Raw genomic sequence first — 17606 nt, forward strand, 5'->3', positions numbered from 1 at the left:
ACGGCTCGTCGTCGATGGGATCCGTCTGCGGCTCGACGATGTCCCTGATGCACGCCGGCGTCCCGATCGCGGCGCCCGTCTCCGGGATCGCGATGGGCCTCGTGAAGGAGGGTGACGACTACGCCATCCTCACGGACATCCAGGGAGCCGAGGACCATCTGGGCGACATGGACTTCAAGGTCGCCGGCACCGAAGAGGGCGTCACGGCCCTCCAGATGGACATCAAGATCGCCGGTGTCACGCAGGACATCATGCGCTCTGCGCTCGAGCAGGCCAAGCGGGCGCGCTCGTTCATCCTCGACAGGATGCGCGAGACGATCTCCGAGCCGCGGGCAGAGCTCGCGGGGCATGCGCCGAGGATCCAGTCGATCCAGATCAACCCCGACTTCATCGGGATGGTCATCGGGAAGGGCGGCGAGACGATCCGCTCGCTCGAGGCCGACTACGACGTCCAGATCGACATCGAGGAGGACGGCACGATCCTCGTCTACGCGACCGAGGGCACGAAGGGCGACGCGGCGATCTCGGCCATCGCAGCGATGACGAAGGAGCCCGAGGTCGGGGACACGTACACCGGTCGCGTCGTCAAGACGACCGACTTCGGTGCGTTCGTCGAGCTGAAGAAGGGCACGGACGGCCTGCTCCACGTCTCGAACGTCGGCCCCGGCCGGGTCGCGCACATCGAGGACGTCATCTCCCGCGGCGACACGCTCGACGTCGTCGTCCAGGAGGTCGACAAGGAGCGCGGCCGGATCGGCCTCAAGCTGGTCGCGAAGCACGAGGACGGCGAGCTCGTCTCGCCCGACACGCTCGTCGAGCGGGCGAAGGACGCCCCGCCTCGCGAGCCGCGTCCTCCGCGTGAGGACCGCGGCCGCGGCGGCCGTGACCGCGGCCGCCGGCGGGACTAGCGAAGAGTCGTGGGAGGGCGGCGAACGCCGCCCTCCCAGCGATCAGCGCCTCACACGCGCGCTCGCGCTGTTGTCGGCGGTGTTCGGGTCGGGGGTCGCGCTCGACACGCTCGCCGTGTTCGTGATCCAGCCGGATCCCTTCCCCGTGACCGTCGTCGTGACCGTGAACGGCACGCTCGCGCCCGCCGCGAGCGACGGCGCGGTGCAGCGCACCGTCCGTGTCGCACCGTCGTAGGCGCAGCCGCTCGACGAGACGTAAGCGAGCCGAGACGGCAGGACGTCCGTGACGACCACGTTCGTGGCTGACAGGGGCCCGGCGTTCGTCGCCGTCAGCGTCCACGTCGCCGTGGAGCCACTGAGCCCGCCCGTCGTCTTCGTGAGCCTGAGGTCTGCACCGGCGACCCGGTAGGTCGCGGTGTACGTCGCGGAGGCGCTCGCGATCACGTCATGGGCGATCGCACCGCCGTCCGACCACGACGCGAACTCGTACGAGCCCTGCGGGGACGGCGCGCTGATCGAGTTGCGCGACCCCTCGATCACCGTCCTCGTGAACGGTGTCTGACTGCTCGACGGCCCGACGGTCAGCTGGAGGCCGGTGGGCGAGCTCGCGAAGGTCAACGTCACCGTCCGCGGGTCGAGCCGCAGCGTCTTCGTGTCGGTGAGGCCGCCCGCGTCCGTCGCCGTGAGCCGGAGCTCGAGGTACGACGGGTATTCGTGGTCCGGCGTCGTGAACGACCCGGTGGCAGCACCCGACCAGGTCTGGATCTGGTGCGTGTGGCAGTTCGACGGGCAGTGCTGCACGACGAGCTCCCACTGCAGCGCAGCGGCGCCGAGGCCTCCCTGCTGCGGGTCGCTCGCGCTCCCCGAGAACGAGATCGTGTCTCCGACCTTCCACGTCGTCCCGGCAGTCGGCGTGAGGATCGTCGCCGTGGGCGGCGTGTTGTTCGCGGTGATCGCGATCGGCGAGCTCACCGTGCTCGCTCCCTGCGGGTCGCTCACGCGCAACCGCACCGCGTAGCTTCCCGGCTGGGAGTAGGTGAACGTCGGCTTCGCCGCGGTCGAGTCGTCGAACTGACCGTCGCCGTCGAGATCCCACGCGTACGTCAGCGCCTGGCCCTCGGGGTCGCTCGAGCCACTTCCGTCGAAGGCGACCTGGAGAGGCGCAGCTCCGTTCGTGGGCGTTGCCGACGCCGTTGCGACGGGCGGCTGGTTCGTCGCGAAGTACGCGACCCGCCGGATCGTGCCTCCGTCGAAGTCGGCGTAGTAGAGCGCGCCGTCCGGGCCGACCTGCAGGTCGACAGGGTTCGCAGCCGGCGCGAGGAACGTTGCCCGCGCGCTCGGGTTCGGAAGCCCGTTGCCGCCTGCGGGCATGACCCAGATGCAATCCCTCGAGTAGTCGGCGAAGAAGAGTGCGCCGTCGTACGTGTCGGGGAAGGGACCGCCGGCGTAGAAGGCGAGGCCGGCGATGGACGAGCTCCCGGTCGCACACGTCTCGCCGGCGACCACCTGTGCGCCGTGGTTGTAGGTGTAGTACGGCGCGACGACGGCGCTCGAGCCCTCGGCGTAGAGGTTCTCGCAGATGCTCACGTTGAGGCCGTCGTAGCCCGACTGGCGCAGGCTGACTCCGTTCGGGTCGGCTCCCTCGTAGCAGGGCCAGCCGAAGTTCGCGACGCTCGAGATGTCCGCGACCCGGTCGATCTCCTCCCAGGTGTTCCAGCCGACGTCTCCGGCCCACACCTCGCTCGTCCCGGGGCGCACCGTGATGCGAAACGGATTGCGCAGGCCGTGCGCGATGATTCGCCGCGCGTTTTGATCCGAGCTTGCGGACAGCGGGTTGTCGGGCAACGCCGCACCCGTCGCGGGATCGAGGCGCAGGATGGCGCCGTCGAGCGACGTCTGATCGGCGGGCGTGCGGAGATCCTGGCTGCGCAGCGCGCCCCCCTCGGCCGTCGGCGGCGTCAGCGTCGCGCCGACGCCTCCGGGCGGGTCGCCGCACGGATTCAGCGGCGTGCCGTCCTGCCCGTAATCGGCGAAGTTGAAGCTCGCGCCGTCGCCGCCCGAGACGTACAGAGCGCCGTCGGCCCCGAACGCGAGCGAGCCGACCGAGTGGCTCGGATACTGCTGGCACCAGTCGGTCAGCAAGACCTGCTCGGGGCCGCTCATCGTGTTGCCGCTGGCCGTGAGTCGCGCGAGGCGCCCCGTGACGACGCAGCCGTCCGCAGTTGCACCCGGTGGAGTCGGGCACGGATCCGAGTAGACGCCGCTCGTGCCCCACCGCGGCGCCGAGCCGCCGGGCTCCGCGTCGTAGGTGTAGAGCACGTAGACGTAGGGGCTCGCGGGAAAGTTCGGGTCGAGCACCATCCCGAGCAGGCCGCGGTCCCAGAAGTTGTGGACCTGGCCGTTGAGGTCGGCGAAGACCGTCGGTGTCGTGTCCGAGAGGCTGTCGAAGACCTTGATGACGCCTCGCTTCTCCGCCACGAACACGCGGCCGTCCGACGCGAATTCGATCGCCGTCGGGTTCGTCAGGCCGCTATAGACCGTCGACTCCTGAAACCCGCTCGGCAGTGCGCCCGAGCCGGAGCCCACGAGCATTGCGAACACGGCGGCCACGGCCGCCACGATGAGAATCGACCGCCGCGCCCCGCGCGGTCGACGTCGCCGCAGAATCATCTTCTCCCACCCTCCGTTAGAGAGGGTCTGTTTGTAACCGGACACACAAGGCGCGTCAAGGGCCGCCGGCAGCGGTGTCATCGAGATCGGCGGCCCTCCCAGACGGGGGGCGCGGGTCGTCAGATCGGCTCGGTGAGGAGCGCGGACGCCGCGAAATCGGCGCCGACAAGATGCAGGCGGTACGCCTCTGCCACGGCCTGTGCACGACTGTGGACACCAAGCTTCGACAGGATGTGCTGGATGTGCGTGCCGACGGTCTTCGGGCTCACCACGAGGTGCTGCGCGATCTCCAGCTGACCGAGGCCGCGCGATAGCAGCGCGAGGATCTCCAGCTCGCGCGGGCTCAGGCTGACCTCGGCGTTCCCCCCGTACTCGTTTCCGGTCGTGCTCGACTTCGTTGCACGGCTCAGGGATCTTCGGACCCGTGCCAGCAACTCACCCTCGTCGAACGGCTTCGAGAGGTAGTCGTCGGCTCCGAGGAGCAGGCCGGCGACGTGGTCGAGCGGGGCCGTGCGCTCGGCCGAGACGAGGATCACCGGCAGCTCCTCGTCGTACGCGGCATGGAGGTCGTGGAGGAGCTCGAACCCGCTCGTCGGCCCGGTCAGCTCGACCTCGACGATCGCGAGCACGGGCGGTTCCTCGTCGAGCCGCGCCAGCACAGACTCGGCATTCTCGGCTACGCGGGCGAGGTAACCGAGTCGCGCGACGACCGAGACCGCTGCCGTGCGAGTTGCGTCGTCGTGGTCGACAACCAGGATCGTGCCGCGACTCGCCATCTTTCTCCTCCGAGCGTCCCCCGACGTCATGGTGCGCCCGAATCCCCACGAAATCAAGCGTCGGCCGTAGGGCAGGGCCAGCACGTCGATTACGGCCGTCGCCGCTAGCCACTCGTCCGGCCGCGGCTCAACCTTCTTGTGGGTTGCGGAGGATGGCGTCGAGCGGCCCGCAGGGGCGCCGAGGCCGTCGGGAGGCACGAGGCCTCGGCCGCACGACAGGGTGGGAGGAGAGATGACAGAACGAGTTCTCGGGCCGAGCGGGAGCAAGCGTCGAAAGACACGCTTGCTCATCATCACGGCCCTCCTGGGGACGGTCTTCGCCGTCCTGTTCGTTACGGCGTCGACCGCGACGCTGTCCGGGGGAAGCACGTTCGAGAGCGGCGACGGGGACCTCGCTCCCAACACGAGCACCCCGCCTGCCGCGCACGACTGGAACGCTCCCGTGGAGCCGATCGCGTGCCCGAGCACCATTCCGGGCGCGGGAACGAACTGCGGGCTCGACCTGGTCAAGGACCAGACGGACAACTCCCTGGGCCAGGGGGCGAAAGAGGACGACCCGGCGCCGACGGTGGTGTCCGGCCAGATTCCGCCGAGCAAGGACGATCTGAGTCGCTTCTACGTCAACAAGGAGAGGGCGGGAGGCAACGACTACCTGTATCTCGCGTGGGAGCGCTCGAACCTGCTCGGCTCGGCCCACATGGACTTCGAGTTCAACCAGGACTCGACGCTCAGCGCGAACGGCGTCACGCCGGTGCGGACCGCCGGAGACCTGTTGATCGACTTCGACTTCGGCGGCAGCGGCGTGCCGGTGCTGCAGAAGCACACGTGGATCACGACCGGGAACGCGGCCACCGCCTGCGAGGCGAGCAACACGCTGCCCTGTTGGGACAAGGCCGTCACTCTCGGCAGCTCCGCCGAGGCGCAGGTCAACAGCGCCCCGGTCACCGACACGAATCCGCCCGGTGCCCCGCGGACGCTGGACGGCAACACGAAGAACGGGATCAACTCGACGTTCGGCGAGGCCGGCATCAACCTCACGGCCTCCGGCATCTTCTCGCCCGGCGTCTGCAAGCACTTCGGCTCGGCCTATCTGAAGAGCCGCTCCTCGGGCAACTCCTTCAGCTCCGAGCTGAAGGACTTCATCGCCCCGATCGCCGTGAACATCTCGAACTGCGGAACGCTGATCGTCAAGAAGGTGACGATCCCGTCGCCCGACCCGACGGACACCTCGTTCTCGTTCACGGTGAACGGGGCCAACCCGCCCAACACCATCCTGCCGAAGACGTTCGGCCTGAAGAACGGCGGCAGCGAGAGCACCACGGTGTTCGCCGGCACCTTCAGCGCCGCGGAGTCGGTTCCGACAGGCTGGACGCTCGTGGCGGCGAGCACGAGCTGCGACAACAACAGCGGCACGCTCAGCGGAAGCACGATCAGCGGCATCTCCGTCGGAGCTGACGAGGTCGTGACCTGCACGTTCACCAACCAGCTGCAGCGAGGTGCGATCAAGATCACGAAGACCTCGACGAAGGGCAACACACCGCTCGCCGGGGCAACGTTCGAGATCAAGAACTCCGGTGGCACGGTCGTGGGGACGCCGACCAGCGGTGCGGACGGAACCGCATGCGTCGACAACCTGCCGCTCGGAACCTACGGCGTAAAGGAGACGGCGACCCCGACCGGGTACAAGATCGACGACGCGACGAGTCATTCGGTCTCCATCACACAGGCTGGTACCTGCACCACCGGGGTACAGGCCACGACGTCGTTCACCGATACGCCGCTCTCCGAGATCGAGGTCAAGTTCACCTCGCTCGCCGGCAGCGGCGTGACGAAGGCGAGCATCGTGTGCGCCAACGGAGGGACGGTCGCCGCCGTGTCCGAGAACGGGAACGCCGACCCGGCCCTGGACGACACCGACGAGACGTTCACGAGTCTCACGCCGGGCACGTACACCTGCACGGTGGTGGTCGATCCGTAGCGAGGCGTCGAAGCCACGGAGTGTGTCTTCCCGCTGCGGGCATGCGAAGGGAGGGGCCGGATCAGCCGGCCTCTCCCTTCACTCTCGATGCGGTCCGCGGACGGTCAGCCGACCGTGAACGTCGTCGTCATGACGCTGACGTTCCCCATCCAGTCGGTGGACGTGAAGGTCGCGCTGTGCTGCCCGCGACTCGTCGACCAGCTGTAGTTGAGCTGGCAGGCGTACGAGACGCCGGCGCACGTCGTCGCCGTCTTGGACACGCCGTCGATGGACAGGGCGATCGTCTTGACCGCGTGGTCGTCGTTCGACGAGACGGCGACGTTGTAGGAGCGGCCGCTGACCGTCGCTCCGTCGCTCGGGCTCGGCCAGTACAGCGTCGGCGCCGCCGTATCCGAGGAGTAGACCTTGTAGTAGCTCGTGAACGATGCTGCGGGAGGTGACCCCGCTCGCTGCACGGTGACCGTCAGCGGGTAGTCGCCGTCGGCGATCGCCGCCGGTGAGGTGACCGTCGCCCAGAGGTAGCCGGACGCCGCCGACTTCAGGCTGATCGTGTTCGCCGGCATCGAGACCGAGAACCCACCCGGCGCCGTGACGCTGACGACGAAGTTGGTCGAGGCGCAGCCGACGTCGTAGTTCACGACCTGGATCCCGTATGTGAGGCCCTGCGCAGGCAGGCCGAACGAGCCCGTCTGTCCCCACGCCCAGGTGTTGTCGACCTTGACATACGGAGCCTTCGGGGTGCAGCCTCCCTTGCTCCCGCCACGCCCTCCGCCTGCAAGAGCACCGGGGACGAGGGCAAGCGCGAGCACGCCGACGCCCACGACGACCAAGCCTGCGACCGATGTTCGTCTCACGACGTCGCTCCTGACCATCGCGCGGGCAGATCTCTGGTGCGCCCGCTGTTGCGGCAGAGATCGGCAGACGGCCAGAGTCGAGGACCCCCGAAGGGGTGAAGACGTGTCCGGTACCCCTGAGTCGAGTGACGGCGGAGCCTTCCGGGACGCGAGGATACGATCCGCGCCGTGCCGGACCCCGAGATCACGACGCTCGCCGGGGGCGAGCGGGTCGCGACCGAGCCGCTGCGCGGCGTGCGGTCGGTGGCGCTCGGGCTCTGGATCGGCACCGGGTCGCGCGACGAGCCGAGCTCGCGCGCCGGCGTCTCGCACTTCATCGAGCACCTGCTGTTCAAGGGCTCTTCGCGCTACAGCGCCCGCGACATCGCGGAGCTGTTCGACGCGCTCGGCGGAGAGCTCAACGCGGCGACGTCGCGGGAGACCACCGTCGTCTATGCGCGCGTTCCCGACGACCGGGTCGAGCAGGCCCTCGACGTGATGACCGACATGGTCTTCGCGCCCGCGTTCGCGGACGTCGACAGCGAGCGCGAGGTCGTGCTCGAAGAGATCGCGATGGTCGACGACAACCCGCAGGACCTCGTCCACGACCTCGCGGCCGAGGCCGTCTTCGGGACGCACCCGCTCGGACGTCCCGTGATCGGCCGTGCGGAGGTCATCGCGGGCGTGTCGCCGCGCGCGCTCCGCAGCTACCACGGCGGGGCGTACGTCGGGCCGAACGTCGTGCTCGCGGCGTCCGGGCGCATCTCCCACGACCGCCTCGTCGCGATGCTCGAGGCCAGGCGCCCGGCCTCGAACGGTGATTCACTCGTCCGGCGCTCGCTGCTGCGACGGGTGCCCGCCCCGGGCTACCGGTTCCTGCGCCGTCGCACCGAGCAGTACCACGTCGTGCTGGCCGGTCCCGGCATCCCACGCGACGACGAGCGGCGCTACGCCGTCTCCCTCCTCGACGCGATCCTCGGCGGGTCTGCCTCCTCGCGCCTGTTCCAGGAGATCCGCGAGATCCGCGGGATGGCGTACAGCGTGTACACGTACGGCTCGCAGTACGCGGAGACGGGCCAGATCGGGATCTACGTCGGCACGCGTGAGGACAACCTCGACGAGTGCCTCACCGTGACGGCCGCCGAGCTCCGTGACATCGCCGGCGGCGGCCTGCGGCCCGGAGAGCTCGAGCGGGCGAAGGAGAACCTCAAGGGGCGCCTGCTGCTGTCGCTCGAGAGCACGTCGAGCCGGATGACGCGTCTCGGGAAGGCGCTCGTGACGGACGCGGAGCTCGTCTCCGCCGACGAGACGATCCGGCGCGTGATGGCCGTGACCGAGGAGGACGTGACCAACGCCGCCGCGACCCTGTTCGCCCCCGAGCGCCTGTCGGCCGCGGGGATCGGCCCGAAGGAGACGCGCTTTCGCGCGGCGGTCGCGCGCGTCAACCCGGTGCTGGGCGAGCGGTCGTGAGGGTCGCGCTCTTCGGCGCGGCCGGGAAGGTGGGGACGGCTCTCGGCCCTGCGCTCGAGGCCGCCGGCCACGAGGTCGTCGACGGCCGTGCGCTTGGGCCCGAAGGCTGCGACGTCGCGGTCGACTTCACCCGCCCCGACGCCGTCCTCGAAAACGCCGGGCGGTGCCTCTCGGCGAGGGTCCCCCTCGTCGTCGGGACGACGGGGTTCGACCTCGAGGGGCTCCGCCACGCGGCGGAGACGGCAGGCGTCCCGTGCTTCTACGCGCCCAACTTCGCGCTTGGCGCCGTCCTGATGATGCGGTTCGCCGAGGCGGCGTCGGAGCTCCTGCCGCGCGCGGAGATCGTCGAGCTGCACGCCGAGACGAAGCTCGACGCGCCGTCCGGCACGGCGAAGGCGACGGCCGAGCGGATGGGCGGGTCGGTCCCGATTCACTCCGTTCGCCTCCCGGGCCTCGTTGCCCACCAGGAGGTCGTCTTCGGCGCAACCGGCGAGACGCTCACGATCAGGCACGACACGACCTCGCGCGCGGCGTTCGTGCAGGGCGTGTTGCGGGCGGTCGAGGCCGTGCGTGGGCTTCCGCCGGGCCTGACGGTCGGCCTCGACCGCCTGTTGTAGGGCTACCGGGCCCGAAGCGCGGCGAGGAGCTCCTGATGGCGGCGCTCCTCGTCCGGAACCTCCTCCTCGCCGGGCTTGACGAACCGCGCGGTCAGCGCGTTCATCGGCTTGACGATGAAGAAGAAGACGGCCGCCGCGGTTGCGACGAACGTGATCGCGTCGGTGATGAAGGCGCCGTAGCGGAACACGGCGTCGTTGATCGTGAAGGTGAGGTTCGAGAAATCGGGCTTGCCGATGATCATCGCGACGATCGGCATCACCAGGTTGTTCACGAACGAGTTGACGAGGGCGCCGAAAGCGACACCCAGGACGAACGCGACCGCGAGCTCGACGATGTTCCCTCTCAGCAGGAAGTCCTTGAACTCCTTGAGCATCGCGTCTCCCTTCTCTCGTGGGCCGAGTCCCGCGGAATACTGACCCGAACCGCCGGCGTCTACAATCCGGAACCGTGCTGGGCGAGGTTCTGACCGCGGTCGTGACGCCGTTTCGCGAGGACGGCTCGGTCGACGTCGAGTCCTTCCGCGCGCTGTGCGGCTTCCTGCTCGACAACGGCTCCGACGGCATCGTCGTCACCGGGACAACCGGTGAGGCGCCGACCCTTTCCGACGCCGAGCGCATGGCGCTCTACGAGGCCGCAGTCGACGTCGCTGCGGGCCGTGGCACCGTCGTCGCAGGCACCGGAACCAACGCGACGGCGCACTCGGTCCACCTGACGGAGCAGGCGCACGAGCTCGGCGTCGACGGCTTCCTCGTCGTGACGCCGTACTACAACAAGCCTCCTCAGCGGGGCATCGTGGCGCACGTCGAGGCGATCGCCGCGGTGACCGACAGGCCCGTCGTCTTCTACGACATCCCGTCGCGGGTCGTCGTCGACGCCGAGCCGGGGACGATCGCCCGCCTCGCCGAGATCGACAACGTCCGGGCGGTCAAGCAGGCGAAGCCGAGCATCGACGCCGCCCGCCATGTCGTCGCGTGTGGCCTCGATCTCTACGCGGGGGACGACGACCTGATCCTCCCCTTCCTGGAGGTCGGCGCGGTCGGCGGCATCTGCGTCCACACGCACGTCGTGGGAACGCAGGTCAAGGAGCTGATCGCGAGCTATCGCGCCGGTGAGGTCGAGCGGGCACACGCGCTCGACGAGGAGCTGCGTCCCTCGATCGAGCTCCTTCGCGTCCAGACGAACCCGATCGCGATCAAGAAGGCGCTTCAGCTGCTGGGTCACGAGGTCGGCGGGCTGCGTCTGCCGCTCGTCGAGGCCGACGAGGCGGAGACGGCGCAGATCCGGGACTGCCTCGAGCGGCTCGGGCTCGTCGGCGCGCTCGCCTAGTGCGCGCGTCCGCGCTCAACCTCCTCGCAGCCCTCGGCGGCGCGTCCACCGAGGTGCCGGCGCTCGAGGCCGCAGGGCTCGCGATGCCGGGGCTGACCGGTGTCGAGCGGGGGCGTGGCCCCTGGGACGTCCTGACGACTGCGGACGCGCCGGAGCTCCCCGGCTCCGAGCTGACGTTCGTCGCGCTTCCCGACGGCACCCTCGTGGTGGACGCGGACGTGCCGGACGGAAGCGTCTCCCCGCTCGCCGATGCGCTCGAGCAGGAGCTCGGGCCACCGTACGAGGCCGCCGCGGTCCGGAGCGAGAGTGGAACGTGGACCGTCGCGGCGCACGCTGTGCTCGTCGCTCCCGCAGGCCCGGCGGACGCCGACACGGCCGAGCTCGCCCGTGTCGACGGCGTCGTCACCGCCAGGCTCGACGACTCCGAGATCGACGCGCACACGGCGCCGCCCGGCCTCGTCGCCTTGCTCGACGGCGTGGACGGCGACGCGGCGCTCACGGCCGAACGGCTCGACGAGACCACGTGGGTGGCGCAGCGCTGGGCGCTCTGAACGATCGGCTCGCCGCTATCGCCGTCGAGCACCGCCCGTAGACTCCGGACCGTGGGAGAAGCGCTACGCATCGTGCCGCTCGGCGGCCTCGGCGAGGTCGGAAAGAACATGACCGTGTTCGAGCTCGCCGGGGAGCGGATCGTCGTCGATGCGGGCCTTGCGTTTCCGCGCGACGAGCACTTCGGCGTCGACCTCGTGCTGCCAGATTTCTCGTACCTGCGCGATCGCCCCGTCCGTGCCGTCGTGCTCACCCACGCGCACGAGGACCACGTGGGCGCGCTGCCGTACGTGCTTCGCGAGGTCGAGGTGCAGGAAGTCATCGCGACGCGCCTCACGCTCGGCCTCGTCAAGTCGAAGCTCGACGAGCATGGCCTCGCAGCGGCGAGCGAGCTGACCGAGGCCGAGCCCGGCGGCGCCCCCGTGCAGCTGGGGCCGTTTCGGCTCGAGTTCGTGCGGATGGCGCACTCGGTTCCCGACTCGATGGCCGTCGTCATCGAGACCGAAGCGGGCCGCGTCCTGCACACCGGCGACTGGAAGCTCGATCACACTCCCGTCGACGGCCTCAAGACCGACGTCGGGGCGCTCGCGGAGCTCGGGAACCGCGGCATCGACCTCCTACTCGGCGACTCGACGAACGCGGAGCGCCCGGGAATGACGGGCTCCGAGCGCCTCGTCGGCGAGGCGTTTCGCCAGCTCATCCCGCTCAGGACCGGGCGGATCGTCGTCGCGTCCTTCGCGTCGAACATCCACCGGGTGCAGCAGGCCGCCGAGGTGGCCATCGCCAACGGTCGCAAGGTGGCCGTGGTCGGCCGCTCGATGCGGAAGAACATGAACATCGCCCGCAGCCTCGGCTACGTCGACCTCCCGGACGACGCGATCGTCTCGCCCAAGGAGGCGATGGACCTCCCGCGCGACGAGGTGCTCGTCCTCTGCACGGGCAGCCAGGGCGAGCCGATGTCGGCGCTGACGCGCATCGCCTACGGCGACCACCAGAACGTCGAGGTCGAGCGGGGCGACACGGTGATCATCTCCGCCAAGCCCGTCCCCGGAAACGAGCTTCGCGTCCACGACTCGATCAATCGCCTCTCGCGGCTCGGAGCGGAGGTGCTGCACCAGGAGATTGCGCCCGTGCACGTCTCGGGCCACGCGTGCTCGGAGGAGCTCCGAACGCTGCTCTCGCTCGTCCGCCCGAAGGCCGTCATGCCGATCCACGGCGAGTACCGCATGCTGGCGGCGCACGCCCGCCTCGCGCTGGACGCGGGCGTGCGGGACGAGAACATCCTCCTCGCCGAGAACGGCTCCGTCGTCGAGCTCACGCGCGACGGCGCACAGATCGTCGACCACGTCGAAGCGGGCGTCACGTTCGTCGACGGGCTCGGCGTCGGCGACGTGGAGGACGTCGCGCTCCGCGACCGGCGGCGGCTCTCGGAGGACGGCGTCCTGATCGTCGTCACGACGGTCGCGCTCACCGACGGGAGCGCGGGCGAGATCGCGCCCGCCGAGCTGATCGCGCGCGGAGTGGGGGAGGACGAGGAGCTGATCGGTGAGCTCCGCGACGAGGCCGACCGGATCGTCCGCGAACTGGCCGGGAACGGCGTCACCGAGATCAAGCTCCTTCAGGAGCACATCCACGACGGAATCGGCCAGATCGTCTACGAGCGGACCAGGCGCCGCCCGATGATCCTTCCCGTGGTGATCGAGGTCTGATGGCCCCGGGAGGCTGGCCGGATGTCCTCGAGGCGCACGGCCGGACGCCGTCCACCGTCCGTCGGCTCGTCGCGCAGCTGCGGGCGTGCGAGGCCGCCGCGATCGCTTTCTGCCGGCTGCTGGAGCGCTGGGGAAAAGGTGATGCGGTGCCCGCGACGGCCGGTGCCCGGCAGGCCGCGTTCCGACACGCGGCAGACCGGGTGGAGACCGCGCTGGCAGGGCTCGAGGCGCCCTTGTCCGCCTACCTCGTCGAGCTCGAGCCCGACCACGCGGAAGGAAGATCGTGGTACGCCGGTCCCGGGGCGGCCGAGCTCGTCGACTGGCGACCGGTTCTCGACCGAGCGGGCGTGAGTGCATGCCCGAACCGGACGGCGGCCGTCTACCTCGAGCTCGCGGTCCTCGTGCGGGCGCTCCAGGGGCTCGAGGACGCCGCGCGACTCGACGCGGCGCCGGACCGCTCGTCGCTCTGGGCGGGCCTGTTCGACCTTCGCGACACGCTCCTCGGCGCCACGGTCGACGACCTGCGCGCGCTGGCCGCATGACGGGCCTCAGGCCTCCGGTGCCCGACTTCGGTCGGGCTCCTCCTTCGCGTTGCCCGCGCTCTGCGATGGTGTCGGACTGAAGTCCGACACCGGTCGAGATGCCGCCCAGGATCGTCGTCGTCGGCTCGGTCAACCTCGACCTCGTCGTGCGCGTCGCGCGGCTGCCGGAGCCCGGCGAGACGGTCGGAGGCGGCACGTTCGCACGCGTACCGGGCGGAAAGGGCGCGAACCAGGCCGTCGCCTGCGCCCGGCTCGGGGCCGAGGTGACGATGGTCGGCGCCGTCGGCCGGGACCCGTTCGCGGACGAGGCGCTCGCCGGCCTGCGGGAGGCGGGTGTGACGCTCGAGCTCGAGGCGAGCGACGAGCCGACCGGCGTGGCCGTCATCCAGGTCGATGACGAGGGAGAGACGACGATCTCCGTCGCCTCCGGTGCCAACGCGATGGTCGCAGTCGCGGCGCTCCCGTCTCACGACGCTGTGCTCTGCCAGCTCGAGGTGCCCGACGAGGCAGTCCTCGCCGCATGGGAGGCGTGCACGGGCCTGTTCTGCCTCAACGCCGCACCGGCCCGGCCGATCGCCCTCGACGCCGATCTCACGGTCGTCAACCGCCTCGAGCTGGAGACGCTCGTCCGCCGCGACGGCCTCGTCGCGCTGACCCTCGGGTCGGAGGGCGCAGTGCTCCTCGACGACGGCGAGGAGCTCGCGCGTGCCACGCCGCCGGCGGTCGACGCGGTCGACGGGACCGCGGCTGGCGACGCGTTTACCGCATGCCTGCTCGTCTCGCTGCTCGAGGGCCGTCCGGAGGACGTGGCGCTGCGCCGCGCCTGCGCGGCGGGGGCGCTAGCGGCGTCACGCTTCGGCGCCCAGCCGTCGCTTCCCACCGCTGACGAGGTCGACACGATCCTCGCTCGGGGATAATCGCCGGGATGGCGACGCCGATCATCCTCGACTGCGACCCCGGCCACGACGACGCGATCGCGCTGCTGCTCGCGCTGGGTAGTCCCGAGCTCGAGCTCCTCGGCGTCACGACGACCTACGGCAATCAGACACTCGAGAAGACCACCGCGAACGCGCTCCGCGTGCTCGAGCTCGCCGGGCGACCCGAGGTGCCGGTCGCCGCGGGTGCCGCCGCTCCGCTCGAGCGGGAGCTCGTCGTCGCCGCCCACGTCCACGGCGAGAGCGGTCTCGACGGGCCGACGCTTCCGGCGCCGAGCGCGGAGCCGTTCTCGACGGACGCCGTCGAGTGGATGGCGGGGGCGGTCGCCGACGCGCCCGGCCCTGTCACGCTCGTGCCGACGGGGCCGCTGACGAACGTCGCGCGCTACCTGACCGAGCACGGGACGGACGGGATCGAGCGCATCGTGCTGATGGGCGGCGCGATCGCCGAGGGGAACATGACGCCGGCGGCCGAGTTCAACATCTGGGCCGATCCCGAGGCGGCGCAGGCCGTCTTGCACGCCGACCTCGACGTGACGATGATCGGGCTCGACGTCACCCACAAGGCCGTGACAGGCCCTGACGTCCAACGCCGGTTGCGTGACGCCGGCTCGATCGGAGTCTTCGTCGCGGAGCTGGTGGAGTTCTTCACCGTGTACCACCGGCAGACGTACGGCTGGGAGGGAGCGCCGATCCACGACGCCGTGGCCGTCGCACACGTTCTGCGGCCGGAGCTCGTCGAGACGAAGCTGCGGAACGTGGAGGTCGAGCTCGAATCGGACCTCTGCCGCGGACGGACCGTGGTCGATCTCTGGCAGCGCACCGACCGCCCCGCGAACGCCCACGTCGGCGTCGATCTCGACAGCGACGCCTTCTTCGACCTGCTCGTCGAGCGAATCGGACGCCTCTAGACCGCCAAGCAGGATTCGGCGGGAGCCGAATCCTGCGGCTTGATCTCCGCCTGCGGCGGGGCACGCCTGAAGGCGCCCCCTTCGCGGTCGAACAACCTGACCGCCGAACACGGTAGGTTCGCGTCATGGCCGACGTGCTGGTTTTCGTCGAGGTGCCGTCCGGATCGCGGAACAAGTACGAGGTCGACGCCGAGACCGGCCACATCGTCCTCGACCGGCGCCTCTTCACCTCGATGAGCTACCCGGCGGACTACGGGTTCGTCGAGGGCACCCTGGGCGAGGACGGCGACCCGCTCGACGCGCTCTGCCTCGTGAGCGAGCCCACGTTCCCGGGCTGCCGCATCCCGGCGCGGGTCGTGGGGGTCTTCCACATGACCGACGCGAAGGGGCCGGACGAGAAGATCCTCTGCGTCCCGCTCAAGGATCCGGCCTGGATGCGCGTGCACGACGTCCACGACATCCCGCCCGAGCTCCGAAACGAGATCGAGCACTTCTTCCAGGTCTACAAGGACCTCGAGGCCGAGAAGGTCGAGACGCGCGGGTTCGGCAACCGCGCGGAGGCCGAGACGGTCGTGGACGAGGCGCGGGAGCGAGCGGTCCGGAGTTCCTAGCCGGGGGCGCGGTAGGCGATCACCTCGACGCGCTCGAGCGTGACCATCCCTTCGCTCACCATCTCGTCGAGGAGTGGGAGCACCCGGTCGACGTTCTCGGCCGTGTCGACGATCTCGACGACGACGGGGAGATCCTCGCTGAGTCGGAGGATCCGCGACGAGTGGATCCGTGAGTGGGCGCCGAAGCCCTCGATCCCGCGTAGGACCGTGGCGCCGGCGAGCCCTTCCTCCCGCACGCGCGCGACGATCGCCTCGTAGAGCGGCCGGCCGTGCCACGTGTCGGACTCCCCGATGAAGATCCGCAGCAGCTTGCCCTCGCCCTGCATCCTCGTCATATCGCCCTCCCGGCGACGACCCCCAGGTAGACGGCGAAGAGCCCCGCGGCCACGCTGCCGAGAGCGTTCGCGAGCGCGAGGCCGACCGCACCGTCCTCGAGCAACCGGTACGACTCGAACGAGAGGGTCGAGAATGTCGTGTAGGCGCCGAGGAACCCGATCGTCAGGCTGGAGCGGATCCACGGGTCGACCGTGACCCGCTCGGTGAGGAGGACGAAGAGAAGCCCGAGCAGAAAGGCTCCGGAGATGTTGACCACGAACGTCCCCCAGGGGAAGGCGCCCGGCCAGCGGCGGCTGACCGCGCCGTCGAGGCCGTAGCGTGCGAGCGCGCCGAGCGAGCCGGCGACGGCGATCCCCACCACGGTCACGCGCGGGACGATACGCCGACGGGCCGCGGCGCCGCAGGAGACCCCATGGGCGCGCAGAAGCAACAAGCCCATGGCGACGCGGAAGAAGCGGAGGGCGCCGGCGCGCACGCGCAAGCCGCGGAGCCCGGCGCGCGTCCGCAAGAAGACGACGAAGACGAGGAGTCACCATCATCCGGAGCTCTGGGGCCTCGGGCTGGTGGTCGTCGGCCTCTTGCTCGCGACCGTCCTGTGGCTGGGCTGGGACGGCGGCCCCGTGGGGTCGCGCGTCTCCGACTGGCTCGACACGGCCGTCGGTGTCGCCGCTCCGCTCGTTCCGCTGACGTTGCTGGGCGTCGGGGGGCTGATGCTCGTCCGCAGCACCCTCGTCGACTTGCGCCCGTTCCGAACAGGGCTCGTCGTCGGAGCAGCAGGCCTTTTCATCGCGCTCGGCGACGAGCACGGCGGGAAGCTCGGCGAGTGGCTCGGCGGGAGCCTCGCACGGTTCATCGGCGAGGCGGGGGCGGTGATCGTCGGGACTGGGCTCCTACTCGCCGGCGTCCTCCTCGTCACCGGAGCGTCCGCGGGAGCCGTCTTGCGGCGCTCGGGTCACGCCGTCCGGCAGGCCGGGACCGCGGCGCGGCGCTCGATCGAGAGCATCGACTGGGCCGACTGGAGCGACGACTCCTCGGCCGAGAGCCTCGAGCCGGCACCCCCGCGCGGCGCCTCGCGACGGATGGTGCCGGTGGACGGGATGGAGGCCTTCCCCGACGTCGTGGCGTCCGCCGCGCAGTCGGCCGAGCCGCCGCCGCTGCTGCCGCCCCCGCCAGCGACGGAGGACGACCCGACCGCCGACGACGCAGCGCTCGACTTCGACGGGCCTCGGACGGCCGGCGCCTACCGGCTGCCCGACCGCGCGCTCTTGCATGCCAGCCCTCCGAGCCGGAGCGACTCGGCCGATGTGAGCGCGCGGACGGCCCAGGTGCTGGTCCAGACCCTCGCGCACTTCGGCGTCGAGGCAACCGTGATCGGCACGATCGCCGGTCCCCGCGTCGTGCGCTACGAGCTCCAGCTCGCCCCGGGGACGAAGG

At 70.4% G+C, this 17606-nt stretch carries 18 protein-coding genes; 12 read left to right on the plus strand and 6 right to left on the minus strand.

The features are described 5' to 3' along the window. A partial coding sequence (locus VNM44_RS03445; RefSeq protein ID WP_325622645.1) for a S1 RNA-binding domain-containing protein occupies nt 1-908 on the plus strand: 908 nt, incomplete at its 5' end. Between the two features lie 42 nt (nt 909-950). Here VNM44_RS03445 and VNM44_RS03450 read toward each other — a convergent pair. After that, nucleotides 951-3500, minus strand: coding sequence for a PQQ-dependent sugar dehydrogenase (locus tag VNM44_RS03450; RefSeq protein WP_414652950.1), 2550 nt, complete (start codon nt 3498-3500; stop codon nt 951-953). A 197-nt stretch (nt 3501-3697) separates the two neighbouring features. After that, a complete protein-coding gene (locus VNM44_RS03455) occupies nt 3698-4354 on the minus strand; it encodes a response regulator transcription factor (protein WP_325622649.1) in 657 nt (218 codons plus the stop codon). 283 nt (nt 4355-4637) lie between these two features. Here VNM44_RS03455 and VNM44_RS03460 point away from each other — a divergent pair, with 283 nt between their 5' ends. Then, the gene (locus VNM44_RS03460; protein ID WP_325622651.1) at nt 4638-6332 is read left to right on the plus strand and encodes a prealbumin-like fold domain-containing protein; all 1695 of its coding nucleotides are present in this window, start codon (nt 4638-4640) and stop codon (nt 6330-6332) included. 104 nt (nt 6333-6436) lie between these two features. On the opposite strand, the gene VNM44_RS03465 is transcribed toward VNM44_RS03460, so the two are convergent. After that, nucleotides 6437-7186: an Ig-like domain-containing protein gene (locus VNM44_RS03465; protein WP_325622653.1), complete on the minus strand. Its 750-nt coding sequence runs from the start codon at nt 7184-7186 to the stop codon at nt 6437-6439. Between the two features lie 168 nt (nt 7187-7354). On the opposite strand from VNM44_RS03465, the gene VNM44_RS03470 reads away from it, so the two are divergent. Together VNM44_RS03470 and VNM44_RS03475 are read left to right on the plus strand one after the other, a co-directional pair. Further along, nucleotides 7355-8635: a pitrilysin family protein gene (locus VNM44_RS03470; protein WP_325622655.1), complete on the plus strand. Its 1281-nt coding sequence runs from the start codon at nt 7355-7357 to the stop codon at nt 8633-8635. Continuing rightward, on the plus strand, nt 8632-9252 hold the full coding sequence (locus tag VNM44_RS03475; protein WP_325622657.1) for a 4-hydroxy-tetrahydrodipicolinate reductase: 621 nt from the start codon (nt 8632-8634) through the stop codon (nt 9250-9252). The genes VNM44_RS03470 and VNM44_RS03475 overlap by 4 nt, the downstream gene beginning before the upstream one ends. 2 nt (nt 9253-9254) lie before the next feature. Here the strand turns inward: VNM44_RS03475 and mscL are convergent, their stop codons facing one another. Next, nucleotides 9255-9626, minus strand: a complete 372-nt coding sequence (gene mscL, locus VNM44_RS03480; RefSeq protein WP_325622659.1) for a large conductance mechanosensitive channel protein MscL — start codon at nt 9624-9626, stop codon at nt 9255-9257. A 74-nt stretch (nt 9627-9700) separates the two neighbouring features. Here mscL and dapA point away from each other — a divergent pair, with 74 nt between their 5' ends. The 7 genes from dapA to VNM44_RS03515 all read left to right on the plus strand — a co-directional run bounded on the left by dapA (nt 9701) and on the right by VNM44_RS03515 (nt 15836). Then, nucleotides 9701-10579, plus strand: a complete 879-nt coding sequence (gene dapA, locus VNM44_RS03485; RefSeq protein ID WP_325622662.1) for a 4-hydroxy-tetrahydrodipicolinate synthase — start codon at nt 9701-9703, stop codon at nt 10577-10579. Further along, nucleotides 10579-11130: a hypothetical protein gene (locus VNM44_RS03490; RefSeq protein WP_325622664.1), complete on the plus strand. Its 552-nt coding sequence runs from the start codon at nt 10579-10581 to the stop codon at nt 11128-11130. The genes dapA and VNM44_RS03490 overlap by 1 nt, the downstream gene beginning before the upstream one ends. Nucleotides 11131-11181: 51 nt before the next feature. Next, the gene (locus tag VNM44_RS03495) at nt 11182-12837 is read left to right on the plus strand and encodes a ribonuclease J (RefSeq protein WP_325622666.1); all 1656 of its coding nucleotides are present in this window, start codon (nt 11182-11184) and stop codon (nt 12835-12837) included. Continuing rightward, on the plus strand, nt 12837-13379 hold the full coding sequence (locus VNM44_RS03500; RefSeq protein ID WP_325622668.1) for a hypothetical protein: 543 nt from the start codon (nt 12837-12839) through the stop codon (nt 13377-13379). The genes VNM44_RS03495 and VNM44_RS03500 overlap by 1 nt, the downstream gene beginning before the upstream one ends. Before the next feature lie 98 nt (nt 13380-13477). Then, nucleotides 13478-14296, plus strand: a complete 819-nt coding sequence (locus VNM44_RS03505; RefSeq protein WP_325622670.1) for a ribokinase — start codon at nt 13478-13480, stop codon at nt 14294-14296. Nucleotides 14297-14304: 8 nt separating this feature from the next. Further along, on the plus strand, nt 14305-15225 hold the full coding sequence (locus VNM44_RS03510) for a nucleoside hydrolase (RefSeq protein ID WP_325622672.1): 921 nt from the start codon (nt 14305-14307) through the stop codon (nt 15223-15225). A gap of 125 nt (nt 15226-15350) precedes the next feature. Next, nucleotides 15351-15836: an inorganic diphosphatase gene (locus VNM44_RS03515; protein ID WP_325622674.1), complete on the plus strand. Its 486-nt coding sequence runs from the start codon at nt 15351-15353 to the stop codon at nt 15834-15836. Here VNM44_RS03515 and VNM44_RS03520 read toward each other — a convergent pair. Continuing rightward, nucleotides 15833-16171 carry a DUF190 domain-containing protein gene (locus VNM44_RS03520; RefSeq protein ID WP_325622676.1) on the minus strand — a complete coding sequence of 113 codons (339 nt, stop codon included), beginning with the start codon at nt 16169-16171 and terminating at the stop codon, nt 15833-15835. The two genes, VNM44_RS03515 and VNM44_RS03520, sit on opposite strands and share 4 nt — an antisense overlap. Beyond that, nucleotides 16168-16539 (minus strand): fluoride efflux transporter CrcB, encoded by a 372-nt coding sequence (crcB, locus tag VNM44_RS03525; protein ID WP_325622678.1) that lies wholly within the window; start codon nt 16537-16539, stop codon nt 16168-16170. The genes VNM44_RS03520 and crcB overlap by 4 nt, the downstream gene beginning before the upstream one ends. Before the next feature lie 70 nt (nt 16540-16609). On the opposite strand from crcB, the gene VNM44_RS03530 reads away from it, so the two are divergent. Beyond that, on the plus strand, nt 16610-17606 hold a 997-nt coding region (locus tag VNM44_RS03530), incomplete at its 3' end, for a DNA translocase FtsK (protein WP_325622682.1).

The organism is Gaiella sp. (genome assembly GCF_035558935.1).
Classification (GTDB): domain Bacteria; phylum Actinomycetota; class Thermoleophilia; order Gaiellales; family Gaiellaceae; genus Gaiella.